The 24,785-nt window shown below is 72.3% G+C and carries 23 protein-coding genes; 13 read left to right on the plus strand and 10 right to left on the minus strand.

Annotation, left to right across the window (positions count from 1 at the left end):
* Window positions 1–10 precede the first annotated feature (10 nt).
* A complete protein-coding gene (locus MJ607_RS00705; protein WP_243073626.1) occupies window positions 11–712 on the minus strand; it encodes an NAD-dependent deacylase in 702 nt (233 codons plus the stop codon).
* Window positions 713–726: 14 nt separating this feature from the next.
* On the opposite strand from MJ607_RS00705, the gene MJ607_RS00710 reads away from it, so the two are divergent.
* The gene (locus tag MJ607_RS00710) at window positions 727–2,019 is read left to right on the plus strand and encodes a DUF4921 family protein (protein ID WP_243073627.1); all 1,293 of its coding nucleotides are present in this window, start codon (window positions 727–729) and stop codon (window positions 2,017–2,019) included.
* An 89-nt stretch (window positions 2,020–2,108) separates the two neighbouring features.
* Window positions 2,109–2,879 (plus strand): hypothetical protein, encoded by a 771-nt coding sequence (locus MJ607_RS00715; protein WP_243073628.1) that lies wholly within the window; start codon window positions 2,109–2,111, stop codon window positions 2,877–2,879.
* 27 nt (window positions 2,880–2,906) lie between these two features.
* Here MJ607_RS00715 and MJ607_RS00720 read toward each other — a convergent pair whose 3' ends face one another.
* From MJ607_RS00720 to MJ607_RS00760, 9 genes are all read right to left on the minus strand, one after another.
* Window positions 2,907–3,287, minus strand: coding sequence for a hypothetical protein (locus tag MJ607_RS00720; protein WP_243073629.1), 381 nt, complete (start codon window positions 3,285–3,287; stop codon window positions 2,907–2,909).
* Between the two features lie 207 nt (window positions 3,288–3,494).
* Window positions 3,495–4,517 carry a 1-aminocyclopropane-1-carboxylate deaminase gene (locus tag MJ607_RS00725; protein WP_243073630.1) on the minus strand — a complete coding sequence of 341 codons (1,023 nt, stop codon included), beginning with the start codon at window positions 4,515–4,517 and terminating at the stop codon, window positions 3,495–3,497.
* Window positions 4,514–5,194, minus strand: coding sequence for a GntR family transcriptional regulator (locus tag MJ607_RS00730; RefSeq protein WP_243073631.1), 681 nt, complete (start codon window positions 5,192–5,194; stop codon window positions 4,514–4,516). The genes MJ607_RS00725 and MJ607_RS00730 overlap by 4 nt, the downstream gene beginning before the upstream one ends.
* A 184-nt stretch (window positions 5,195–5,378) precedes the next feature.
* The gene (locus tag MJ607_RS00735; protein ID WP_243073632.1) at window positions 5,379–6,896 is read right to left on the minus strand and encodes an ATP-dependent DNA ligase; all 1,518 of its coding nucleotides are present in this window, start codon (window positions 6,894–6,896) and stop codon (window positions 5,379–5,381) included.
* A gap of 39 nt (window positions 6,897–6,935) precedes the next feature.
* On the minus strand, window positions 6,936–7,388 hold the full coding sequence (locus MJ607_RS00740; protein ID WP_243073633.1) for a hypothetical protein: 453 nt from the start codon (window positions 7,386–7,388) through the stop codon (window positions 6,936–6,938).
* Between the two features lie 122 nt (window positions 7,389–7,510).
* Window positions 7,511–7,975: a DUF3817 domain-containing protein gene (locus tag MJ607_RS00745; RefSeq protein ID WP_243073634.1), complete on the minus strand. Its 465-nt coding sequence runs from the start codon at window positions 7,973–7,975 to the stop codon at window positions 7,511–7,513.
* Window positions 7,976–7,997: 22 nt separating this feature from the next.
* Window positions 7,998–8,426 (minus strand): MarR family winged helix-turn-helix transcriptional regulator, encoded by a 429-nt coding sequence (locus tag MJ607_RS00750; RefSeq protein WP_243073635.1) that lies wholly within the window; start codon window positions 8,424–8,426, stop codon window positions 7,998–8,000.
* A 24-nt stretch (window positions 8,427–8,450) separates the two neighbouring features.
* Window positions 8,451–10,517 carry an elongation factor G gene (locus tag MJ607_RS00755; RefSeq protein WP_279234270.1) on the minus strand — a complete coding sequence of 689 codons (2,067 nt, stop codon included), beginning with the start codon at window positions 10,515–10,517 and terminating at the stop codon, window positions 8,451–8,453.
* Between the two features lie 178 nt (window positions 10,518–10,695).
* Entirely contained in the window at window positions 10,696–11,364 is a 669-nt protein-coding gene (locus MJ607_RS00760) for a hypothetical protein (RefSeq protein ID WP_243073636.1), read from the minus strand.
* A 128-nt stretch (window positions 11,365–11,492) separates the two neighbouring features.
* Here MJ607_RS00760 and MJ607_RS00765 point away from each other — a divergent pair, with 128 nt between their 5' ends.
* The 11 genes from MJ607_RS00765 to MJ607_RS00815 all read left to right on the plus strand — a co-directional run bounded on the left by MJ607_RS00765 (window position 11,493) and on the right by MJ607_RS00815 (window position 24,783).
* On the plus strand, window positions 11,493–12,236 hold the full coding sequence (locus MJ607_RS00765) for an EI24 domain-containing protein (protein WP_243073637.1): 744 nt from the start codon (window positions 11,493–11,495) through the stop codon (window positions 12,234–12,236).
* A 297-nt stretch (window positions 12,237–12,533) separates the two neighbouring features.
* Window positions 12,534–14,123 carry a phage tail sheath C-terminal domain-containing protein gene (locus MJ607_RS00770; protein ID WP_243073638.1) on the plus strand — a complete coding sequence of 530 codons (1,590 nt, stop codon included), beginning with the start codon at window positions 12,534–12,536 and terminating at the stop codon, window positions 14,121–14,123.
* 17 nt (window positions 14,124–14,140) lie between these two features.
* A complete protein-coding gene (locus MJ607_RS00775) occupies window positions 14,141–14,662 on the plus strand; it encodes a phage tail protein (protein ID WP_243073639.1) in 522 nt (173 codons plus the stop codon).
* A 9-nt stretch (window positions 14,663–14,671) separates the two neighbouring features.
* Window positions 14,672–15,421 carry a hypothetical protein gene (locus MJ607_RS00780; protein ID WP_243073640.1) on the plus strand — a complete coding sequence of 250 codons (750 nt, stop codon included), beginning with the start codon at window positions 14,672–14,674 and terminating at the stop codon, window positions 15,419–15,421.
* On the plus strand, window positions 15,418–16,002 hold the full coding sequence (locus MJ607_RS00785; protein WP_243073641.1) for a hypothetical protein: 585 nt from the start codon (window positions 15,418–15,420) through the stop codon (window positions 16,000–16,002). Before MJ607_RS00780 ends, MJ607_RS00785 begins: the two co-directional genes overlap by 4 nt.
* Complete coding sequence (locus MJ607_RS00790) at window positions 15,999–17,324, plus strand: DUF4255 domain-containing protein (protein ID WP_243073642.1); 1,326 nt, start codon at window positions 15,999–16,001, stop codon at window positions 17,322–17,324. The genes MJ607_RS00785 and MJ607_RS00790 overlap by 4 nt, the downstream gene beginning before the upstream one ends.
* A complete protein-coding gene (locus tag MJ607_RS00795; protein WP_243073643.1) occupies window positions 17,321–19,183 on the plus strand; it encodes an ATP-binding protein in 1,863 nt (620 codons plus the stop codon). Before MJ607_RS00790 ends, MJ607_RS00795 begins: the two co-directional genes overlap by 4 nt.
* The gene (locus MJ607_RS00800; protein WP_243073644.1) at window positions 19,180–19,440 is read left to right on the plus strand and encodes a hypothetical protein; all 261 of its coding nucleotides are present in this window, start codon (window positions 19,180–19,182) and stop codon (window positions 19,438–19,440) included. The genes MJ607_RS00795 and MJ607_RS00800 overlap by 4 nt, the downstream gene beginning before the upstream one ends.
* Window positions 19,437–22,637 carry a DUF4157 domain-containing protein gene (locus MJ607_RS00805; protein ID WP_243073645.1) on the plus strand — a complete coding sequence of 1,067 codons (3,201 nt, stop codon included), beginning with the start codon at window positions 19,437–19,439 and terminating at the stop codon, window positions 22,635–22,637. The genes MJ607_RS00800 and MJ607_RS00805 overlap by 4 nt, the downstream gene beginning before the upstream one ends.
* Window positions 22,634–23,134, plus strand: coding sequence for a hypothetical protein (locus MJ607_RS00810; protein WP_243073646.1), 501 nt, complete (start codon window positions 22,634–22,636; stop codon window positions 23,132–23,134). The genes MJ607_RS00805 and MJ607_RS00810 overlap by 4 nt, the downstream gene beginning before the upstream one ends.
* Window positions 23,131–24,783 carry a DUF4157 domain-containing protein gene (locus MJ607_RS00815; RefSeq protein ID WP_243073647.1) on the plus strand — a complete coding sequence of 551 codons (1,653 nt, stop codon included), beginning with the start codon at window positions 23,131–23,133 and terminating at the stop codon, window positions 24,781–24,783. The genes MJ607_RS00810 and MJ607_RS00815 overlap by 4 nt, the downstream gene beginning before the upstream one ends.
* Window positions 24,784–24,785 lie beyond the last annotated feature (2 nt).

Here is a 24,785-nt window from a genome sequence, read left to right on the forward strand (position 1 = left end):
GCTGTCGATGCTAGCCGTCCCGGCGCGCCGCGATGACCTCGTCGACCCAGGCGGGCACGACCTCGCTCGCGCGCCCCGCGCGCACGTCGTCGAACGGCACGAGCGCGTCGGTCGGAGCCAGGTTGAGCTCGACCGTGCGCGCCGCGAACGCCGCCGCCAGCGCGACGTACCCGGCCGCGGGATACACGGCGCCCGACGTCCCGATCGAGACGAACACGTCGCATGCGACGATCGCCTGCTCGATGCGGTCCAGCTCGTACGGCAGCTCACCGAACCAGACGACGTCGGGGCGCAGCATCCGCTCTCCGCAGACCGGGCAGGGCGGGCGATCGATGAGGTCGCGCGTCCAGTCCGGCCGGGCGCCGCACGCAGTGCACAGGGCGCGGCGCAGCTCGCCGTGCATGTGCACGAGGTTGCGGCTGCCGGCGCGCTCGTGCAGATCGTCGACGTTCTGCGTCACGACGAGCAGGTCGTGGCCGATCGCCCCCTCGAGGCGAGCCAGCGCGCGATGCGCCGGATTGGGGCGGACGGATGCCACTCCCCTGCGCCGCTCGTCGTAGAAACGCAGGACGAGGTCGGGGTCGGCGTCGAAGCCCTCCGGCGTTGCGACGTCCTCGACGCGGTGACCCTCCCAGAGCCCGTCGGCATCGCGGAAGGTCGGCACGCCGCTCTCCGCCGAGATGCCCGCTCCCGTCAGCACGACGATCCGCATGGCACCATTGTGACGTGAGCGACGCCGCATCCGGGAAGACACCTCTGACCCGCCTCCCGGACGGGACGGTCAAGCAGGTGGGCCCCCTCACGGGCACCCGGGTGTGGACCGTGCCGGGACGCGCGAACCGGCCGCTCGCGGCGCCGCGCGACGCACCGCGAGACCTCGTGCCCGGCGACGAGACGCGCCTGTGCGCGTTCTGCGAGGATCGCTACCTCGAGACGACGCCCGAGAAGGCACGGCTCGTCGGCGACGACTTCACCGAGCTGCGCCGAGTGCCGGCGTCGGCGCTGCACGACACGAGGGCCGAGTTCCGTCGCTTCGGCAATCTCTTCGAGATCGTCTCGGCGGAGTACTGGCGCGAGAACCACGGGTTCCGCCAGCCCGGAACTGTCGTGGCGTGGGCGAACGACTACCTCGACGATCCCGCGGGACGCGCGCACATCGAGCGCCTCGCGGCGATACGGAACGCGGCCTCCGAAGTCCCGCAGTCGGTCGAGGAGGCCGCTCTCGACCTCGTCGGCGGTTCGCACGACGTCGTCGTCGCGCGGCGGCACGTCGTCGACGGCGCCGTGACCGACGACCAGCTCGTGTCGTCCGGTGTCCTCACGCCGCGCGAACACGCCGAGTACTTCGCGTTCACGGTGCGCTCGCTCGACGAGATCGCCAAGGCGCAGCCGCACGCCGCCTACGTCGCGGTCTTCCAGAACTGGCTGCGCCCCGCCGGTGCATCGTTCGAGCACCTGCACAAGCAGCTCGTCGCGATCGACGAGCACGGGCCCCAGGTCGACCACGAGCTGCGTCTGCTCGCCGGCGACCACCGGCTCTACCAGCACGCGATCGCCGATCTCGCCGTGGAGCAGGGGCTTGTCGTCGCGGCGAACGACCACGCCGTGGTCTTCGCGGGCGTCGGGCACCGCTATCCCGCCTTCGAGGTCTATTCCCGCGCGAGCGCCAATCTGCCTCAGGAGCACTCGCCCGAGGAGGTGCGCGCGATGTCCGACCTCGTGCACGCGCTGCACGCCGCGACGGGCGTGCACGTGCCCACGAACGAGGAGTGGCATTATCGCCCGCCCGGAGCACCGTGGGCGATGCCATGGCGCATCGTGCTGAAGTGGCGCATCTCGAACCCCGCGGGCTTCGAGGGCGGCACGAAGATCTACGTCAACACGATCGACCCGTGGGAGCTGCGGCGCCGCACCGTCGAAGAGCTCGAGAAGCTGCGCGCCGAGGGATCGCTCGCCGACGGCATCCGCATCGGCGACGAGTGCAGCGCCGAAGACGCGCGGCTCGGCTACGCGGATTGACCGTTCCGCCGCGAGGCGGCCCCTCGCGCACCGCGCTTCGCGAGCGCATGCTGGAGGCAGAGGCGCCGTGCACGGAATCGAGGTGCGGCATGAACGCGAAGCGCACGTTGTCGCTGGCTGTGGGAGTCGCAGCCGCAGTGCTCCTGACCGGCTGCACCGCGGCATCCGCTCCGGCGCTGCCGACCGGTGACGAAGCCGTCGAGCTCGACCCGGCGGACTTCACGACCGACATCGACAATCCGTACTGGCCCATGACGGTCGGCACGCGGTGGACGTATCGCGAGACCGATCCCGACGGCGATCTGACGGTGGACGTCACCGTCACCTCGGAGACGAAGCGCATCGCGAACGGCATCGAGGCGCGCGTCGTCCGCGACACCGTGTGGCGCGGCGGCGAGATCGTCGAGGACACCTACGACTGGTACGCGCAGGACTCCGACGGCAACATCTGGTACCTCGGCGAGGACACCGCCGAGTTCGAGGACGGCGCGGTCGCCTCCCGCGAGGGCAGCTTCGAGGCGGGCGTGGACGGCGCGCTCCCCGGCATCGCCCTGCCTGCCGAGCCGGAGCCTGGCATGAGCTACCGGCAGGAGTACAAGGCGGGCGAGGCCGAGGACGAAGGCGCCGTGCTCGGCATCGACGAACTCGTCGAGGTGCCGTTCGGGGCGTACCGCGACGCCCTGCTGACGCGCGACACGACTCCGCTCGAGCCCGATGTCGAAGAGCTCAAGTTCTACGTGCTGGATGTCGGACCCGTGCTGACGCTGACGTCGTCGGGCGGGAGTGCGCGCGAGGAGCTCGTCGCCATGACCACCGTGTCCGACGGCACCTCGACGGGGCCGCTCGGGTCACCGGATTGAACCGTACCGGGACCTGCTGCCGTCGCGTCAGCGCCTCGTCGACCAGAGCGCCCACGCGACCAGGAGCGGCTGGAAGAAGAGCCGCCCGAGGCGCTTCGCGTCGGTGTCGAGCCTGAACCCGTCGCGATGCTGGAGCCACTGGTCGACGTTCCCGGGGAAGACGGCGACGAAGAATCCGGCGAGGATCGCGCCGACCCGCCGGCGCTCCTTCGGCAGCGCGACGAGGGCCGCACCGAGCATGACCTCGACGACGCCCGAGGCGACGACGACTCCGTCCTTGTCGATCGGGACGATCTCGGTCGTCCAGTCGGGCACCTGGTTCTGGAACTCGCTGCGCGCCCAGAAGAGGTGACTCACGCCCGCGAAGACCATGGCCCCCGCGAGCATCCATCGAAGTGCCGTCCGCATGCGTCGATTCAACCGGATGCTGCCGTCCGGATCGACCCCTTGCGTCCGGCTCGCGACCCGAGTATCTCCCTGCGGTCGGGTGCCACGCGGGGCGCGCGCCAGACCCAGGTGCGCCTCACGGGAGGAGATGGCGCCACGGGAGGCGCCCTGACGCCGCGATGACCCTCCGCTCGCGTCATCTCCTCCCGTGACGCTCGCGCGAGACGATCAGTGGTACCGGCCGCTGTACGCGTTGATCGCGGGCTGGCCGCCGAGGTGCGCGTAGAGCACATTCGAGTCCTTGGGGATCTCGCCCGACGACACGAGTTCGATGAGCCCCGCCATCGACTTGCCCTCGTAGACCGGATCGAGGATGACGCCCTCGAGCCGCCCCGTGAGGTAGATCGCCTCGTCGGTCGAGGCCACCGGGATGCCGTACACATCGCCCGCCCAGCCCTCGAGCACCGTGATCTCGTCCTCGCGCAGGTCACGGCCGACGCCGATCGCCTCGGCCGTGCGCCGCGCGATGCGGGCGACCTGGTCGCGGGTCTTCTCGATCGTCGCCGAGGCGTCGATCCCGAGCACGCGCCGCGGGCGGTCGCCGAAGTTCTCGGCGAGATCGGCGAAGCCCGCGATCATGCCGGCGTGCGTCGAGCCGGTCACGGTGCAGACCACGATCGTGTCGAAGAAGATGCCGAGCTGCTCCTCCTGCGCCTTGACCTCGTGCGCCCAGTTGGCGAAGCCGAGGCCGCCCAGCGGGTGGTCCGAAGCGCCCGCGGGGATCGCATAGGGCGTGCCGCCGGCTGCCTCGACGTCGGCGATCGCCTCCTTCCACGAGTCGCGGAACCCGATGTCGAACCCGGCCGACGAGAGGCGCACGTCGGCCCCCATGACCCGCGAGAGCAGGATGTTGCCGACGCGGTCGTTGACGGAATCCGGCCAGTCGACCCAGTGCTCCTGCACCAGGACGGCCTTCATGCCGAGGTGCGCCGCGACGGCAGCGACCTGCCGCGTGTGGTTGGACTGCACGCCGCCGATCGAGACAAGCGTGTCGGCACCCTGCGCGAGCGCCTCGGGCACGAGGTACTCGAGCTTGCGCACCTTGTTGCCGCCGAAGGCGAGGCCGCTCGACACGTCCTCGCGCTTGGCCCAGATGCGCGCGCCGCCGAGGTGATCAGACAGGCGGTTGAGCGGGTGGACGGGGCTCGGACCGAACGTCAGCGAGTGACGCGGGAAATCGGCGAGAGTCATGAGGGCTCCTTCGGGAGGGTTTCGATGGTTCCGGATGCTGTCAGGAGGCGTTCGAGCGTGAGCCAGTTCTCGCGCACGGCCTGGGCTGCCGCGTCGGCCTCGCCCGCCGCGCACAGCGCGAGGATGCGGTCGTGGTCGGCGACACTCCCGCGGCCCGCGAGCGTCGCGAAGCGCGCCCGCTCGAGCCGGCGCAGGAGGGGCGTGACCTGCTCGAGCAGACCGGGCAGAAGCGGATTCGCGCTCGCGCGCACCGCGACGGCGTGGAAGTCGTCGTCGGCGGCGATCGCGGCATCCACATCGCCGCTCTTGAGCGCCGCGGCGAAGCGCCGGTTCGCGGCGCGCATGTCTGCGAGGTCGTCGTCCGTGAGAAGCGGCACGGCGTCGCGCACCGCGAGTTCGTGCAGGCTCGCGGCGATCCGCTGCGCCGCGAAGGCATCGCGCGCGTCGAGCGGCGCGACGACGGTCTCCTTCGCCCTGCGCGTGTGCACGAGGCCCGCCGCGTCGAGGCGCGCGATCGCTTCGCGGATCGGCGTGCGACTCACCCCGAGCCAGGCCTCGAGCTCGCTGTCGCGCAGCCGCTCACCGGGCGCGAGCTGCCCGCTCACGATCGCGTCGCGCAGCTGCGCGTACGCGTAGTCACGCAGCGAGCTCGGTCTTTCCGTTCGTGGAAGCGGCATGCAATATATTGCACACTGCCGAGGGATGCCGCGTCAAATCTCGCCTCGTCGCATCCTCTCGCCCAGCGAGCCGACCCGTTCGCATCATCCGGAACGTCGCGAGAGTTCACCTCTGTCCTCGCCAGGTCGCCGCAGACGTACATGATTGACGTCTCGCGGGGTGTGAAGACCGCGCCGGCACGGCTCAGCCCTTCAGCATCTCCCGCAGCGTCTGCACCGTGTCGGCGTCCCCGGGGAGCTTGTCGTCGCGGTAGCGCTTGACGCGCGCGAAGCGCAGCGCGATGCCACCCGGATACCTCGTCGAGCGCTGCACACCGTCGATCGCTATCTCGACCACGATCTCGTGCGGAAGCCATACGGTGCCGGGCGTCTCGCGCACCGCGAGCTCCTGGAAGCGCTCCGTCTGCCACTTCAGAAGCGCGTCGGTGAGGCCCTTGAACGTCTTGCCGACCATGACGAACCCGCCGCCGAACTCGCCCGTCTCGTCGAGCGCCCCGAGGTGCAGGTTCGAGAGCCAGCCCTGACGCCGGCCGTAGCCCCACTCGGCGGCGAGCACGACGAGGTCGAAGGTGTGGACAGGCTTGACCTTGATCCAGCTCGCCCCGCGACGCCCTGCCGCATACGGCGAGTCGATCGCCTTGACCACGACACCCTCGTGGCCCGCGGCGAGGGCCTCGGCCGCGATCCGCTCGGCGACTGCCGCATCGGCGGTGACCTCTCCCGGGATCCGGTGCGCAGGCGCGATCCGGCCCAGCTCGTCACGGCGCACGCGCAGCGGCTCGTCGAGCAGATCGCGCCCGTCGACGTGGAGCACGTCGAAGAACCACGGATGCAGCACCGTCTCGCGCGCGAGCTCGGCACCGAACCGCGACATCGTGTCCTGGAAGGGCCGCGGAGCGTCGTTCTCGTCGAGCGCGAGCGTCTCGCCGTCGAGGATCACGTCGGTCACCGGCATCCCCTTGACGACCTCGACGACTTCGGGCAGCCGATGCGTGATGTCGGCGAGCGTCCGCGTGAAGATGCGCACGTCGTCGGCGTGGCGATGAACCTGGATGCGTGCGCCGTCGAGCTTGTATTCGACGGATGCCTCGCCCACCGCCGCGAGCGCATCGCTCGGAGTCGCAGCCGTCGAAGCGAGCATCGGCAGCACGCCGCGCCCCACGACGAGGCCGACCGCCTCGAGCTCTGCCGGCGTGCCGGTGAGGGCGAGGAGGGCCGTCGCGCCGAGGTCGCCCGAGAGCATCGCGGCACGTCGCACGGCGTCGGGCTCCCGCTCCCCCGCACGGGCGATCGCGTCGAGCAGCACGCCCTCGAGCGCACCCGTGCGCAGCTCGCCCAGGATGACACGGGTCACGAAGTCCCACTCGGCCGTTGTCGCGCGAGAAGCGACGCCGCGCAGAGTGTCGGCGCGCACAGCGGCCGACCCCGCCCCCGAGGCGCCGGCGAGCGCGTCGAGAGCCGAGTCGACGTCCGTGATCGTGAGGGTCGACTCGCCGGCGTGCGGCACGTCGAGCGACGACAGGCTCCGCCATCCGACGCCGACGCGGCCCTGGCGGGGACTCGCGGTGAGGAACCCGACAGCGATCGGAATCTCGTCCGGGGCGAGCTGCCGCAGCAGCGTCGCGAGCGCGTCGATCTTGGCGAGGCGCGAGCGCGTGGCTGCAACCGCCTCTGCGGTGTCGACGACGGCCCTCAGCAGCATCCCCGCATCATCTCACCACCCGCCGACAGCGGGTGGGGGCTAATGATCGACGACGCCGACGTAGACGAGCGTCGGGGTCGCCGGATCGTCGTCCGACACCGAGCACACGGCAGGGAAGGTGACGTCGGTGTTCTGCGTCCAGGTCACGCCTTCGGGCACGTAGACCCACCACTCCAGCGTGGCCTCCGTGTCGCCGATCCACGGAGCCGAGTCCGACGGGCCGGTGACCGTCGCACCCGGGTACTCGCTCTCGAGCGCGGGGATGCACACCGCAGCGATCTGATCGTCGCGGTAGCCGAGGATGAGCCCGTCGTCCGCCGCGGCCGTCACGACCGGGGTCGGGGTCGGCGTCTGCTCGACGGGGGTCGGCTCGGCCGGCACGATCGGCGCGCGCGACGTCGTGGGTGTCGGCACGGACGGCTCGGGAGACGCGCAGCCCGCGACGGAGACCGTCGCGGCGAGCAGGGCGAGGACGGCGAGGCGGCGGAGCACCCTCCGACCCTACGCAGTCCCCGAGGGCGTTCCGCGCACGTGTGGAGGGTGTCGCCTCGAGCGCACGGGTGGCTCGTACGTGCCGACGTCACAGCGCGCGTTCGCCCCCGCGGCGATCGTCGTCAGCTGCGACCGCCGGGCGGTCCGACCAGCAGCAGCACGGCGTAGAGCGCAACGAGCGCGACGGCGATGAGGACCGCGAGCACCCAGGGGCGCCCGAGGAACCAGCGCAGGAGCCGGTCGTGCCAGAGGGCGTCGCGCGGATCCTCCGTGGCCTCGAGTCGCCACGCCCCCGCGAGGCGGCCCGTGCGGTGCAGCCAGATCTCGGTGGGGATCGTCGCGTACGGGATCACGGCGCTCACGAGCGCGACGAGCGTCGGCCAGGGGCGCCAGCGGTTGTTCTTCGCGACCAGGATCACTGTCGCGCCGTACGAGAGGAACACGAATCCGTGGATGCCGCCGCCCACCGTCACGCCGATCGCGATGTCCGTGAGGGCGCGGAGGACGAGGCCGAGGATGAGCAGGGTCCACGAGATCGCCTCGAGGATCGCGAGGGCGCGGAAGAGTTCGAGAGGAGTGCGGAACACACCTTCAGTTTACCTGAAGGTTTCAGCCGACCTTGACGTCGCTGCCGAACGGCTCCTCGTGGAGACCCTCGAGCGCCTGCGTGAGCAGGCTCGCTCCGTCGGCGAACGTCGCGTCGAGGCGGGCGAGTCGCGCGTCGGCCTCGGCGAGGGATGCTTCGCCCTTCGCGGTCGCGCGCAGGTCGGACGCGGCGCCCGCCTGGGCCGTGGCATCCTGCACCAGACCCTCTTCCTGCAGCGTGCGCACGGCGGTGTGCGCCGTCTGCACCGTGATCTGCGAGCGGCGCGCGAGCTCGGAGAACGAGATGCCCGGCGTCGCGTGGATGTGGGCGAGCAGCCCGTACTTGCGGGTCGTGAGGCCCAGATCCTTGAGCGCTGCGGAGAGCCGGGCATCCCACACGCTCGAAACGGTGAGCAGCGCGATGACCGGGCTGAAAGGCGGACGCTCAGGCATGACATTCCATCGTAGCGAGCGGGATCAGTGCGGGCCTCCTGTGGCGGGCTCGTAATGATCCGCGGCGATGGTCAGCTCGGCGCGACCCGCCGTGAGGGCGCGCAGATCGAGCACGTAGCGCTCGAGCTCGGCGTCCGGAACGCTCGCGACGACCTTGGCGCGGCCGTCGTCGGCGGATTCGCTCGCGTGCACGCGTCCGCGTCGGCCGCTGAGGTCGGTCAGGACGGGTCCCTGGAGGTCGACGGGCACCGTCACCGTGACGGTCGAGACGGGTTCGAGCAGCACCGTGCGGGCCTCCGCGAGCGCGGCCTTGACCCCGAGCGAGGCCGCCGTGCGGAACGCCATCTCGGACGAGTCGACCGAATGCGCCTTGCCGTCCAGCAGCTCGACCTGCACGTCGACGACGGGGTGCCCGAGCGGGCCGCCGGCAGCGAGTGCCTCGCGCGCGCCCCGCTCGACGGCCGGGATGTACGAGCGCGGCACGGCACCGCCCACGACCGAGTCGACGAACGCGAAGCCCGCACCGGGAGGGAGCGGCGAGACCGCGAGCTGCACGACGGCGAACTGACCGTGTCCGCCGGACTGCTTCTTGAGCTTGCCTTCGGCGCGCGCCGCGCGCGAGATCGTCTCGCGGTAGGCGACGGGCGCGATGCCCGTCGTCACGTGGACGCCCAGAACGCGGGCGAGGCGTTCGACGGCCACCGCGACGTGCGTATCACCGAGCCCGCGCAGGATCGTGACGCTCCCGGACCTGTCGACGACGAGCGTCGGGTCGTCCGCCGTCAGCCGCGCGAGCGCCGTCGTGAGCTTCGCGTCGTCCGTCTGCGAGACCGGCTCGAGCGTCGTCGCGTAGACGGGCGATCGCACCGGCAGCGGCGTGGGGCGGGCCCGTCCCTGCCCGCGGGTCCACAGGAGCGAGCCTGCGGGCGTCCCGGCGAGCTTCGCGACAGCGCCCACCTGGCCCGCGCGGAACGCCTCGGCCGGCACGTGCTCGGCGCCGCGCAGGCGGAACAGCGCCGGGATGCGCTCCTCGACCCCCGTCGTCGCGTTCCTCAGGCGATCCCCCGGCCGGAGTACGCCCGAGAGCACCTTGAGCATCGCGACCTGGCCCACGAAGGGGTCGGCGACCGTACGGAACACGTGCACGAGGGTCTCGCCGTCCGGATCCGTCGCAACGCGGTGTTCGGAGCCGCCGCGTCCCTCCTCGTCCGTCCCCAGCATGATGCGACCGTCGTGGGCTGCGGCGGCGGGCCCGAGTTCGCAGATGAGATCGATGACGTGGTCGACGCCCGTGCCGGCCAGACCCGAGCACACGACGATCGGCACGGCGTCGCCCGCCGCGACGGCACCCGCGAGCGTGCACTCGAGTTCGTCTGCCGACGGCTCGTCGCCCTCGAGGTAGGCCTCGAGCTGCGCGTCGTCGCGCGACACGATCTCCTCGGTCACCTGCTCGTGGAGGCGGTGCTCCTCGGCCTCGATCTCGGCGGGGAGCGCCTCCTCGTGATGATGCCCGTCCTCGTCGTACACGAGGGCGCGCTCCGTGAGGATGTCGGCGACCCCGTGGAAGGCGTGCTCCTCGCCGAGCGGCAATTCGAGCGGCCAGAGCCCCGCGCCGAACGCGTCGCGCAGCTGCTGCACCGTCGCGCGGAAGTCGGCACGCGCGCGGTCCTCGTGCGTCACGGCGACGATGCGCGCGACCCCCGCCGCACCGGCGCTCGCCCAGGCCGCGCGTGTCCCGCCCGTGACGCCGTCGACGGCGCTCACGACGATGACGGCGACCTCCGCGACCTGCAGCGCGGCATCCACTGCCCCGATGAAATCCGGATGCCCCGGGGTGTCGATGATCGTCACTCCGAGTTCGGCGCCGCGCCTCTTCCACGTGAACCACGCGAGGGCCGGGCCGAGGGAGCTTCCGCGCGCGATCTCCTCGGGCTCGTGGTCGCAGACGGTGGTCCCCTGCTCGACGCTGCCCATGCGCCCGATCACGCCGGCCTCGTGCAGCATCGCCTCGGCGAGCGTCGTCTTGCCGCTCCCCATGGCGCCCAGCAGCACGACGGTGCGATGGGTCGGGATGTCGGATGTCGCGGCCAAGGCGTCCTCCCGCGTCGTCGCGGACCAGTAGCGACCATCGTGCTCCTCCCGAGGAGCACGCGCCAGTGGGAGGCGCCGGTGGGGCGCGTCCGTGTCATGCCCCGTTGGGAGGACAGGGAGCGGCGCCGCGGGCCGGGTGTGCCGGCGCGCGGCGCCGCTCAGCGGGTCTCCGTGCGGATCAGGGGCTGGGGAGCTGCTCGGCGGACGCGCCGGACTGCGTCCACGTCCCCGCGGAGCACTCGTAGAAGGCGCTCACCGAGGTGTCGATGTAGACGTCGCCGTCGGCCACGCACGTCGCGTTGTCGGGCGCGCCCGTGCCGAGGAGCACCTGGGTGCCGGCAGCGCCCGCGGCGCCCTGCTCCCCCTGCTCACCCTGCTCGCCCGCCGGCCCCTGCGCGCCCGCCGCGCCGGCCGCGCCCGGCTCGCCGGAGAGGTTCTCGGCCGCCGACTCGCGGATGTTGCCCGCCCACACCCACTGGCCGTCCCGGAACACGTAGACGTCGGAGGTCTTGACGTTGATGTAGACGTCGCCCTCATAGCCCTTCCCCGCCGTCGGGACGCCCTGACCGGCACGCACTGCCGAGCCCGCCGGCAGGATCTCTTCGATGATCGCCTCGTACTCCTCCGTCGGGATCGGCGTCGGCTCGGGAGCGACGACGCTGCTCGTCGGCTCGGGCGCCGCGTCGGTCGATCCTGCGAGCCGGGCTCCGAGGAACGCCGCGACGAACGACAGCAGCACGACGCCGACGCCGACGCCGATGAGGGCGCCGAGGCCGATGCCGCCCTTCTGCGGAGCGGCGCCGCCCGGCGCACTGCGGGTCGTGGGGGTCTGCGAGGGATCGCTCATTCCGTGGCTCTCTTCTCGTCGGCGAGGGATGCCGGCTCTCCGCCGACACGTGACGCTCAGTGTAGGGAGGCGGGGTGCGGCCGGGAAGGGGACGGATGCCCGTTCGCGCCGCCCGTAGGCTCGTGCCGATGCGAGAGTTCTTCCGAGGTGCCGGCCTGCTGCTCGCCGGTTTCGCGTGGTGGCGACGCCGCCCGCGCGCGATGGCCCTCGGCCTCCTGCCCGCCGCGATCGTCGCCGTGCTGCTGGTCGCCGCCCTCACGGCGCTCGGCGCGTCGCTCACTCCTCTCACGACAGCAGTGACGCCGTTCGCGGAGGGCTGGGTGCCCTTCTGGCGCGATCTCCTGCGGTTCGGCGTCGGCGCCGCAGCGTTCGGCGGCGCGCTGGTCCTGGCCGTCGTGTCCTTCACGGCCCTGACGCTCGTCGTCGGCGAGCCGTTCTACGAGCGGATCTGGCGCACCGTCGAGCGCGATCTCGGCGGTGACGTCCCCGACGGCGACAATCCGTTCTGGCGCTCCGTCGTCGACGGCGCGTCGCTCGTGGGACGCGGCATCCTGGTCGCGATACTGGCGGCCCTCATGGGCCTCATCCCCGTCGTCGGAACCGTGCTCGGGTTCCTGACCGGCGTCCTGCTCACCGGCTGGCTGCTCGCCGACGAGCTGTCGTCGCGGTCGCTCGCGGCGCGTGGCCTGACACGCGACGAGCGGCGGGCGCTGCTCCGGGCGCATCGCGCCCGGGCGCTGGGCTTCGGCGTTGCGACGCAGCTCTTCTTCCTCGTCCCGCTCGGCGCCGTCGCGGTCATGCCCGTCGCGGTCGCGGGTTCGACGGCACTCGCGCGGTCGCTGCTCGGGGAAGACGCGGACGCCGCGCGCTGAGCACTGGGGCTCACAGCCTCATCGGCCCTGAGGCCTGGCGGGCCGAAGGGAAGCCACGGTCCCCTGCGGCGGGGTCGGCGCCCGCCGAACCTCGGTGCACCCGGAGGGTCACGTGCAGGTGGCCCTCTTGACAGCTCCGTGAGCGAGGGCTTGACTCCTGAATCGGAGCTCGTTCCATCATCACGGCGTGGTGTTCTCCCGCCACGCCGACGACTCCCACGGGTGTCGTCTCCTGAATTACGCACGGTCCTCGCACTGCGTCAGGACCGCTGATCGGTGCACCCTCTGGAGGCAGTCATGCCATCGCAACTCACCTATCCCGGCGTGTACATCGAGGAGGTGCCGAGTGGAGTCCGCACGATCGTCGGGGTCTCGACCTCCGTCACCGCCTTCGTCGGCAGAGCCCCGCGCGGACCCGTCGGCGAACCGACGGTCGTCACGAGCTATGGCGACTACGAACGCGCGTTCGGCGGCCTGTGGAAGGGCTCCGCGCTCGGGTTCGCCGTACGGGACTTCTTCTCGAACGGCGGGAGCATCGCGGTCGTCGTGCGGCTCTACCGCGCCAACGGCGTCGCCGGCAAGGCGACGGGCGCGCAGGGCGGCCTGACGCTCGAGACCGCCGACGAGGGCGAGTTCGGTGCGAAGATCCGGTTCCGCGTCGACCACGACACGCGACCACCCGACGCGTCCCTCGGCGAGGTCGCGACGACGCTCTTCAACCTCACGGTGTACGACGGGGGCACGGGTCTCATCGAGACGCACCGCAACGTGTCGGTAGGCGTCACGGGACATCCCCGGTTCGTGACCGACGTGCTGAAGAACGCGTCGACCCTCGTGCGCGTCTCGGGCGCGGCGCCGGGGACCCGTCCCGCGAAGCACGCGGCCCCGACAGCCGGTCAGGACATCTGGGCGCTCGCGAGCCTCAGCGAGCCGCTCGTAGGCGGGTCGGACGGCGACCCGCTCACAGACGCATCCTTCAACGGCGCGGGCCTCGAGGCCCAGGCCAAGGGGCTGTTCGCGCTCGAGCGCGCCGACATCTTCAACCTGCTCGTCATCCCGCCGTACGACAGCGCGAGCCTGACCGACGCGAAGGTGAGCGACCCCGTCCACAAGGATGCCGCCCGCTACGCCGCGAAGCGCCGCGCGCTCTACATCGTCGACGGCAAGCCCGACTGGACGAAGGTGAGCGACGCGATCACGGGCGTCGCTTCGACGTTCACGATCGCGAGCGAGTTCACGAAGAACGTCGCGCTGTACTTCCCGCGGCTGATGCAGCCGAATCCGCTCAAGGACGGCCAGCTCGAGCCGTTCGCGGCGGCGGGCGCCGTCGCGGGCGTCTTCGCGCGGACGGATGCCGGGCGAGGCGTGTGGAAAGCACCCGCGGGTCTCGACGCGGGGCTCAACGGAGTCCCCGCCCTCGAAGTGCCCCTCACGGACGGCGACATCGGGCAGCTCAATCCCCTCGGGGTCAACGCGCTTCGTGCGATCTCCGGCGCCGGGCGGGTCATCTGGGGCGCGCGGACGCTGCAGGGGTCCGACCGCCTCGCGAGCGAGTGGAAGTACGTCCCGGTGCGGCGCACGGCCCTCTACATCGAGGAGTCGCTCTTCCGCGGCACCCAGTGGGTCGTGTTCGAGCCCAACGACGAGCCGCTGTGGGCGCAGATCCGCCTGAGCGTCGGGACGTTCCTGGGCGACCTGTTCCGGCAGGGCGCGTTCCAGGGTCGGACGCCGCGGGAGGCCTACTTCGTCAAGTGCGACAGGGAGACGACGACCCAGTCCGACATCGACAAGGGCATCGTCAACATCCACGTCGGGTTCGCGCCGCTCAAACCGGCCGAGTTCGTCGTCATCAGGCTGCAGCAGATCGCCGGCGCGAGCGCCGTCTGAGCCGAGGGAATGGACACATGGCACAGTTCAGCGTCAACGCGACCCGCTTCGACCCGTACAAGAACTTCAAGTTCCGCGTGAAGTGGGACGGCAAGTACGTCGCGGGGGTCAGCAAGGTGAGCGGCCTCAAACGGACGACCGAAGTCGTCGAGCACCGGGAGGGCGGCGACCCGTCGTCGTCGCGCAAGTCGCCCGGCCGCGTCAAGTTCGAGGCGATCACGCTCGAGCGGGGCGTCACGCACGACGTCGAGTTCGAGCAGTGGGCGAACAAGGTCTGGAATTTCGGGTCGGGTCTCGGGGCGGAGGTCTCGCTCAAGGACTTCCGCAAGGACCTCATCGTCGAGCTCTACAACGAGGCCGGTCAGATCGTGCTCGCGTACCGCGTGTTCCGGGCGTGGGTCTCGGAGTACCAGGCGCTTCCCGACCTCGACGCCAACGCGAACGCCGTCGCGATCCAGACCCTCAAGCTCGAGAACGAGGGCTGGGAACGCGACTACGCCGTCGTCGAGCCCGCCGAACCGTCCTTCACCGAACCGTAGGAGCCGACCGTGGCCGCGATGGCCGCCGCGGCGGTGCGCGCACAGACGATCCTCGAACTCGCCGACGCGGCGCGGGACGAGGAGCCGATCGCGCGCGCCCTGCGGGTCGCGGGCGCGGCCGGAGCGGATGCCGCGAGCCTGCGCGACGCGCCGCTCGGCCGGCTGCACGCGGCCGCGCTCAGCTTCCACACGGCGCTCGCGGGTGCGCGCCTCGACGCCGTCGCGACGTGCGCCGCGTGCGGGTCGGTCGTCGAGTTCTCGCTCGACGCCGACGCCCTCGTGTCGCTCGCGACCCTCGATGGCCCGGAGGCCTCAGGAGAGCTGACTGTCGCGACGGAAGAGGGCGAGTGGCATGCCGCATGGCGGGCGCCGACGGCGGGCGACCTGGCCGCCGTCGCAGGACGCGGGGACGCGGCATCCGCGCTCCTCGCGCTCTGCTGCCGGCTGACGGATCCGCACGGACAGCGCACGACGGATGCCCCGTCCGACGTCGTCGACCGGGTCGAGGCGCAGCTCGCCGCCGCCGATCCCCTCGCCGAGGTCTCGGTCGCGATCGAGTGTCCGGAGTGCGGCACGGCATTCGTCGTCGACGTCGACCCGATCGCGTTCGTGTGGCGAGAGGTCGAGACGCGCGCACGGCGCGCGCTGTACGACATCGACGCCCTCGCCCGCGCCTACGGCTGGACGGAGTCCGAGGTGCTCGGCCTCTCGGAGGAGCGCCGCGCCGCCTACCTCGAGATCGTGCGGGAGGGCTCATGAGCGGCTACCTCGCCCGCCTCGCGGCCCGGGCCGCGGGTGCTCCCGCCCAGGCCGGTCCGCGGCTCCCGTCGCGTTTCGAGGCGGCCGACTCGGCCGCGTCGACGGATGCCGCATCCCCCGTGCCCACCGCGGAGACTCCCCTGCGCACCGAGCAGCGCCCCGCCCCTCGACAGGCGCGTGCGGCTCCGCGGGGCGAGCCGGCGGCCGCCGTTCCGCCTGCCGCGCACGAGCTCCCCACCCAGCGGCGGACGGACGCCGCGCCGCCCATCGCGGCGACCGAGACCGCCGCACCCGGCCGGCCCGCGGCGGCCCCGGAGCCGACTGCGGCGCCCCTGACTTCACGCAGCGAGGGGGTCCCGCGCGTCCAGGCCGCCCCTGCCCCGCGCGCAGCCGTCCACGCATCGACGCCCACGCGCGCCGAAGCATCCGTCGCCCCATCAGAAGCCGACGTCGTGCACGTCACGATCGACCGTGTCGAAGTGCGCGCGATGCTCGCCGCGCCCACCGCCGCGCGGCCGACGCGACCCGCGCGGGACGCCGAGCGGTCGCTGCACGACTACCTCGCAGGGAGAGGCCGATGAGCGGCCCGCTCGCGATCGGCGGCGTCAGCGGGGTCCTCCGCAACCTCCTCGACAACGGGATCGTCGAGGCGGGGCCTGCGGTCGGCACCGTCAAGGTCACGGCGATCGCACCGGACGCCATCAAACTCAACGAACCCGACTCCGAACCGGGCCTCAACCTGTTCCTGTACCGCGTGAGCCCCAATCCCGGCTGGCGCAACGTCGGGCTCCCCGAGTTCGATCCCGCCGGCGGGCGCACGTCGAACCCACCCCTCGCCCTCGACCTGCACTATCTCCTCACTGCCTACGGCACGGCGGACTTCGAGGCCGAGATCCTGCTCGGCTACGCGATGTCGATCCTGCACGCGCACCCCGTGCTCGACCGCGCCTCCATCACGACGGCGCTGCAAGCGGGGGTCGTGAGCGGGAGCATCCTTCCTCCTGCGTACGCGGCGCTCGCCGCAGCCGACCTCGCCGACCAGGCCGCCGCGATCACGGTCACGACCGAGCCGATCGACTCGGAGGAGATGTCGCGCCTCTGGTCGGCGATCCAGGCGAACTACCGCCCGAGTGTCGGCTATCTCGTGACGGTCGTCCTCATCGAGGCGACGAAGCCCGTGCGCAGCGGGCCGCCCGTCCTCACGCGGGGCGACCCCGCCCCGAACGGGGGTCGCGAGCCCGGCGTGTTCGTCCACGCCGATCTGCTGCCACCCGTGCCGACCGTGTTCCGCGTCGTGCCGGCGACGCCGCAGCCCGCGGCTGCCCTGGGCGAGACGGTGCGCATCGCCGGCGCGCACCTGAACGGCACGAGCGTCGAGGTGCGGTTCGCGCATCCGACGCTCGCCGCACCCGTCGTCGTGCCGATCGGCGCGAACGCCGAGCGCGACTTCATCGACGTGGCGCTCCCCGCGAGTCCCGGCGCCGACGCCGCGTGGCCGGCCGGCACGTGGACCGTCCGCGTCTCGCTCGTCGCGCCGACCGAGACCGTCGCGCGCGAGACGAACGCCGCCGCGATGCAGCTCGCCCCCGTCATCCGCTTCGGGGGCGCGACGGGCGCCGTGCGCGACGCCGTCTCAGGCTTCGTCACGGCGACTGTCGAGGTCTCTCCCGAGGTGCGACCCGGCCAGCGGGCGACCCTCGCACTCGGCGGCGACACGGCGCTCGCCGAACCGCACCCGGCCGTCACGGACACGCTGTCGTTCGAATACGGCGACATCCCGGGTGGACCGCAGTGGGTGCGCGTCACGATCGACGGTGCGGAGAGCCGGCTCATCCTGTTGAGCCCCAAGACGCCGCCCGACCCGCCGGCGTTCGACCCCGTCCAGACGATCACGGTGCCATGAGCACGCCGGCCGCGTTCGAGGGGGATCAGACCCCGCCCGAGGAGTCCAGCGCTCCTCTCGTCGCCGAGCTCGCGCGCATCGCGGCCCTCCTGCGCGGCGAGGCCGCGCCCCGGCAGGAGACCGGCGACACTCCCCTCGACGATCTCGCGGGACGACTCGGACTCTCGCCGTTCGAGCGCGACGTCCTCGTCCTCGCCGCCGCGGTCGAGCTCGACGCGCAGATCGCGGCGACCGTCGCGGCAGCTCAGGGCGGCACGGCTTCGCCGACCTTCGGGCTCGCGCTGGCGGCGCTCCCCCACGCGCACTGGGACGCCCTGTCGCCCGATCGCCCCCTGCGCCGTCGACGGCTCGTACGGCTCGGGCCGGGCGACATCCTCGCCCTGCGCCCGCTCCGCATCGATGAGGCCGTGCTGCACCGCCTGACGGGACTCGGAGCGGGGCGCCTCGACGGCCTCCTCGCGGATCAGCGCGCCGGCGGCCTCACCGCCGCGCAGGTCGAACTCGCCGCCGAGCTCGCGAGCGCGGTGCGCGCCGTCGACGGCCCCGTCCTCGTGCACCTCGCCGGAGCGGATGCCGACACGCGCGCGGGAGTCGTCGCGCGCCTCGCCGCGAGTCTCGGCGGAGGCGTGCTCGCGGTGAGCGACGCCGTCGCCGCCGAGCGCGACGCCGCCGACACGGCCGCGGTGCTCGACCGCGAGGCCCTGCTCGACGGGCGCCTCGTTGCGACCGACGACGTGCGGCTGCTCGCACTGCTCGAGACGGAGGTCGTCGTGACGGACGCCGCAGGAGAGGCCGCGGGGCGCGTGACGCTCGCCCGCACGGTGCCGCTTCCGACCGCATCGGAGGAGGCGGAGCTGTGGCGCGCGGCGCTCGAGCGCTCCGACGCCGAGATCATCCGCGTCGCCGAGCGCGAGCTCTCGCAGCACTTCCGTCTGCCCGCGGGTGTCGTGGCCGCTGTCGCCGCCGAGTGGCGGGCGCTCGCCGACCCCGACCTGGCGGCGCTTCGGCGCCTCGTGCGCGAGCGTTCGCGCACGGGCTTCGGCGCGCTCGCGCAGCGGATCGAGCCCCGTGCGACCTGGGACGACCTCGTGCTCCCCCCGGGTCAGCAAGAGCTGCTGCAGGAGATCGAGCGGCACGTCCGGCATCGTGCGATCGTCCTCGACGAGTGGGGGTTCGCGAGCCGCTCCGACCGCGGACTCGGAGTGACCGCTCTCTTCGCGGGCGAGAGCGGCACGGGCAAGACGATGGCCGCCGAGGTCCTCGCGGGATCGCTCGGCCTCGACCTCTACCGCATCGACCTCTCGGCACTCGTGAGCAAGTACATCGGCGAGACCGAGAAGCACCTGTCGATCGTCTTCGACGCGGCCGAGGCATCCGGTGCCGTCCTCCTCTTCGATGAGGCGGACGCGCTCTTCGGCAAGCGCAGCGACGTCAAGGACAGCCACGATCGCTACGCGAACCTCGAGGTCGCCTATCTGCTGCAGCGCATGGAGTCCTACCGCGGGCTCGCGATCCTGACGACGAATCTGCGGGGCAACGTCGACCGAGCGTTCCTGCGCCGCATCCGGTTCGTCGTGCAGTTCCCCTTCCCGGATCAGGCCTCGCGCACCGAGATCTGGCGCACCGTGTTCCCCGCGGCGACGCCGCTCGCCGACGTCGACTTCGCCGCCCTCGCACGCATGCAGCTGAGCGGAGGCGCGATCCGCCAGATCGCCCTCTCGGCGGCTTTCGCCGCGGCCGGCGAAGGGGTGGCCGTGGGGCCGGAGCATCTGCTGCGCGCCGCGACGCGCGAAGTCGCGAAGTCGGAGCGCACCCTCACCGCGGCCGAGACGGGCGCCCTGCGCGGGGGGTCGGCATGACGCGCATCGACGTGCACATCGACCGACTCGTCCTGCGCGGCGTGCCCCCCGAGCTCGCCGAGGGCCTCGGTCCCCTCGTCGAGGTGCGGCTGAGCGAACTCGCGACGGCCGACCGCCGCGGCGACGAGGCCCCCGCGTGGGCGGCGCCGCCACCCCGGCGCGCGGCCATCACCGACCGCGACGGACTCGCGGCCCACATCGCGCGCGACGTCTGGGCGTCGGCGGGCGGTCGCCTGTCCGGGGAGATGTCGCCATGACGCGCGCCCCCGCGACCACTGCGCACACGGATGCCGCGCCCCCGCGCCGCGTGTCGCACCGCCACGACGCGACCGAGCGTCAGGCCGACCGCGCCGCCGACATCGTCGCGCGCGGCGGGAGCGTCACAGGCTGGTCGTTCGCGAGCGTGCCGGCCGAGGCATCCGTCCACCGTGACGAGGAGGAGAAGAAGAAGCCGGTGCAGGATCCGACGATGGCGCCGCCGACGCCGAAATCGACGAGCGACTCTCTCGTCGAAGGCCTCGGCAAGGCCGGGGAGGCTGCGCTGAAGTCGAAGCCCGGCCGCGAGGTGCAGGACAAGGTCACCGAGATCAAGCCGCTCGCGGGCGCCGTCGCGGCAGGCATGCTCGTGGCCGGCAAGGAGGTGCCCATCCCCCTCGGCAAGGGCGTCACGCTGGGGGTCAAGGTCGACGGACTCACCGAAGGAAAGGTGAACTCGGTCGGCGCCACGCTCAGCTGGGGCGGCGGCTCGCCGAAGTCGGCGACCGGCAAGAAGGCGCCCGTCCTGGATCCGATGAGCGAGAAGCTCATGGCCTCGATCCGAGCCCAGACCGAGGCCCACGCCGAGCCGCCGGTCGCGAAGCCGGCGGGTGTCGGCATCCCGGGGCTGCCGACCCCGAAGACCCCCACGCCATCCGGACCGGGGTGGTCGTTCAGCCCCTTCGCGCCGGGAGCCGTGCCCATCGGCATCCGGCCGCTGCCCGGCTCGGCCAAGAAGGGCGACGCGAACGCCGACCAGGCCGCCCCGACCGAAGAGCCGAAGAAGGAGGACGAGATCAAGCGCGCCCCCGCAACGGCGACCGAGACTGCGTCGGACATCGACACGAGCGGTGTGGATGCCGCGACCCGCGGCGGCGGGCGCGCGCTCGACCCGGGTCTCCGTCACTCGATGGAGGCGCGCTTCGGCTACGACTTCTCGTCCGTGCGGCTGCACGACGACCCGCAGGCGGCGAGCGCCGCGGCAGGAGTGGATGCCGCGGCCTTCACCGTCGGCGAGCACATCGTGTTCGCATCCGGCCGCTTCGACCCGTCGAGTCCACAGGGCCGGCACCTCATCGCGCACGAACTCGCCCACGTCGTGCAGGAGCGCGGCAATGCGGCGCCGCGGACGACCGGTGCGCCCACGCGCATCCACCGGCTCGACGTGGGCAACTGGTTCGCGCTGCTGTTCGGCGGCGAGGGCACGTGGACCGAGAACGAGCTGCGGTCGTACCTCCGCAAGATCACGGCGGCGCGCGCGCACGAGGGCTGGTGGGAGTCCGACAACAAGGCGCGTGCGATCGTCCGCAAGTGGAAGGCGGGGACGCCGGGGTGGGAGCTGACCGGCACGCAGATGGCGCTGCTCACCGACGAGATGCTCGACGGGGCCGTGCTCGACGAAGACGAGAACGCGATCCTCGACCTGCTCGAGTCGGCGAGCGCCGATGAGCTGATCGTGCTCTTCCGGGATCCGCCCAAGCGCTACGCGGCGCTCAACGACGCGTTCGACGGCGCGGAGCAGACCCGCCTCGACCAGCTCGTGACGCAGCGGTTCGCGGGCGGCGGCAAGGCCCTCGAACAGGGGACCGTGAACGTCGTCGGCCCCGCGCTCCCGGTCGGCTCGCCGATCTTCCCCTTCGATCCGGCGCAGTTCGACGCGCGGTTCGAAGCCGAGTACTACGGGCTCGACCCGGCATCCGTCGTCGAGCACTTCTCCCCCGCGGATCGCGTCAAGGCGCGAGAACACGTCTTGCGCACGACACTTCCGCGGTGGAAGGGCGAGCTCGACGCGGCCACGCGCGCACGCGTCAAGGAGAAGGATCCGGCCCGGCTGCGGGAGCTCGAGAAGAAGGAGGGCAAGCTCGACCAGCGCGTGCGCGCCCTCGACATCTTCATCGCCGCCACACTGCAGGTCGTTCCGGCCTCGCCCGGCGAGGCGATCGCGAGCACCTCCGCGGTGACCGGCCCCCGGGCCAAGGCGGCGCGCGAAGCATTGACGCCTCCGCGCCCTCCCAAGCCGACGCCGGCCGCGCCTGCACCCCCGCCCGCGGCCCCCGCGAGCCCTCCGGTGTCGACGACGGCCCCGGGCGTCACGCAGACCAAGGCCGAGCGCCTCGCCGAGGCCGCGCGCAAGCAGGCCGAGGCCGCCCGTCGAGCGAAGGACGAAGCCGCCCGCAAGAAGGCCGAAGCAGAGCGGAAGGCCAAGGAAGCAGCTGAACGCAAGGCCATGTTCGCTCCGGGCGGCAAGTACCGCACGCTCGTCGCGGCGACGCTCGCGAAGATCATCACGGATGCATACGACGCCGCTCTGAAATCGGGCAAGGCGGCCGGCACAACCGAGATCGAGCGCATGGCGGAGCCCGCGAAGAATGCCACCGACGAGGTCTTCGCGTCGTTCTACGGCGCCGGGACGCGCCCTGAGCTGACGTTCGGCGGCGCGACGCCGACGCTGTTCTCGTGGCACGATCGGCAGACTCGCGCGGTGCGCTCGGCGAAGCCCGACGAGCGCGTCAACTGGGCGCTCGACCAGATCCGGTACTACTTCCGCTCCGACGAGGCGTTCGACGCGATCAACGCCGAGTGCGACGCGCACCCCCAGACCGTGAACAACCGGCCGAACGAAGAGGCTCAGGCGCTCGAAGCCGTCGCGCAGGCGACGGTCTCGGCGGGAGTGAGCGACAAGTGGGAGAACGACCCGCAGACCACGGCCGACAAGCTCATCTTCATCGACCGCAACTGGGGCGGCGCGCAGACGGGCGGGAAGATCTACGTCGACATGCTGCAGAGCGGGAAGGTCGACGAGGACCGCCGCGCCCGGTGGGACATGTTCCAGACCCTCATCCACGAGTACGGGCACACGCTCGCGCACGCCGACTACCGCACGTACGCCGGCAAGCTCAAGCGCACCTCGGACCGGGAGTGGAACACCCTCATGGAGGGTGTCGACAGCCTGCTCACCGACGTGGTGTGGGCGCGCAGCGGTCGCAAGCGGCTCGCCGACAAGCCGACCCGCGTGCTCGTCGAAGGTGCCGCATGGGCGGCGCTGCCCCCGATCGCTATGCGACCGCCGAGCGCGTACGCGTCGATCACGGAAGCGCAGCGGCTCGTCGACCTCGTCGGCGCGGACAACGTGTGGACCGCGTACTTCCTCGGGAAGGTCGACCGCATCGGTGCGAAGGCAGACGGGAGCCCGCCGTGACCGATACTCTCGCGCGCTTCGTCGATGACGCAGACGTCTCGGAGTGGACCGGCCTGCCCGCCCACTCCACGATGAAGCTGGGCATCGACCACGATGACGCCTTCCTGTTCGACGGGGCGCTGGGCGACCCCCCGACCTCGACTCCGTGGACGTCGCTGCCGACCCGCCGGTTCACCGACGGGCTTCGCGTGTGGCTCGACGACGATCGCGCGATCCTTCTCGAGGGCGCGATGCCCACCGCTGACGACGGGAGCTTCCTCGGCATTCCCGACCTCGGCCCGCCTGACGCCGCACTGGACTTCGAGTTCGGGCCGCTCCTGATCTCGCACGGCGAACTGGTCTACGGGTCGCGCGGCCTGGCGGTGTGCGTCAACCCGCGCAGCGGCGTGCTGCTCGCGCTCCGGGGGTTCGGGCCGACGACGGCCGACGACTACCTCCGCCGACTGCGTCCGGTCTCCGAACCCGAAATGCGACGTCCTGCGGGGAGGACGCCGTGAGCCTGGCGCACGCCCACCCCGCGACCCCCGCGCCCGAGCGCCCGAGCGGCATCCACGCCGTCGGGCGGGCCGATGCGCCCGCCGAGCGCGCGGCGGACCGGTTCGCCGAGGCAGCCGTCGCCCCCGCGGCAGCGGCCGGCTGGTCGTTCGCGGCGGTCCCCCCGCGTGCGCCGTCGGAAGCCGCGACGGTGGACGTGCGGCTGGACGGCGAGGGTCGCGCGCTCGACGCGCGGGAGCGCGCAGAGGCGCCGCAGGGCCTCGACCCCGACGCCGTGCGGGTGCACACCGACCCCGCCGCGCAGGACACCGCCGAGCGCGCGGGCGCCGCGGCGCTCACGGTCGGAACACGGATCGCGTTCGCCCGCGGACGGGAGCAGCGCGGCACCGAGCCGGGGCGGCGGCTGCTCGCACACGAGCTCGCCCACGCCGCGCAGCAGCGCGGCGGCGCGCACACCATCGTGCGGAGGCAGCCGGTGGCGCCCGTCACCCCCGTCACGACGCTCATGGGGCTCCCCGAGGCGGACCGCAAGCGCATCAAGGTCGTGACGGAATCGCAGGTCACGGTCCCCGGTATCGCGACGTCGTTCGACCCCAACGCCGTCCCGTACACGCCGCCGGCCGCGACGACGATCGCGATCGACCCCTCGGCGAGCGGCGTGCAGCCCAAGGGCCTGCAGAACATCGTCGGGCAGCTGCTGGACGCGACAGTCCTGCCCGGGAACACGACGATCACGCTGAGACTCGCGCTCGCCAAGTACGGCGGGATCGACGGACTGTACCGCTTCACACACCACGCGCCGCCGCCCGCCGCCAAGGCCACCGCGACGACGCGCGTGCTCGTCGAGCAGCTCGGGGCGGCGGTCGCGCCGCCCGACCAGGCGGTGCCGGGCCCGCCCGAGCCGGGGAAGGATCCGCCGGCCGATCCGGTCGCCGACAAGATCAAGGACGCGGGCCTCGTCCACTCCCTCACGGGCGATCAGCTCGACGCCCTGCGCGGAGCCGTCTCGCGGCTGCCCGGCTCGCACCTCGCACTCGTCAAAGGGCTCACGATCGTGGTCGGCAGCCCGCCCGCGGGCGAGGACGGGGAGTACGACGCCAAGACGCACACGGTGACGATTCGCAAGAGCGCGTTCGACAAGTCCGACGTGCGGTTCCTCGGGCGCGGCAACGTCCTGTCCTACGCGTCCGAGGTGATCCTCCACGAGATCGGGCATGCCGTCGACGATGCCGACCTCCGCAAGGCGATGGCGGCCTACTCCGCGGCGGGAAAGGCGCAGACCGACACCCTCGCGGCGAATGCCGACGCGAAGGGCAGCTACCCCAAGGGCGGGCCCGAGGAGAAGGCGATCAAGGCCGCCGAGCAGGCGACCAAGACCGCGCGCGACGCGCTCGCCGCCACGAAGAGCCGGTCCGGCTCGACCGTCACGTTCCAGGGAGGCACGGCCGACGTCGATGAGAAGGGCGGGGCGGCCGGCAAGGCGTTCCGCGAGGCGTCCAAGAAGGACGGCATCGCGGTGTCCGAGTACGGCACGACCGCGTGGAAGGAGAACTACGCCGAGGCGTACGCGCTCTACATCTCCTCTCCCGAGCTCCTGCAGGCACTGCGCCCTGCGACCTTCGCCCACCTTGCAGCCACCCTCCCGAAGTGAGG

This window comes from Microbacterium sp. SS28 (genome assembly GCF_022761035.1).
Lineage (GTDB): Bacteria > Actinomycetota > Actinomycetes > Actinomycetales > Microbacteriaceae > Microbacterium.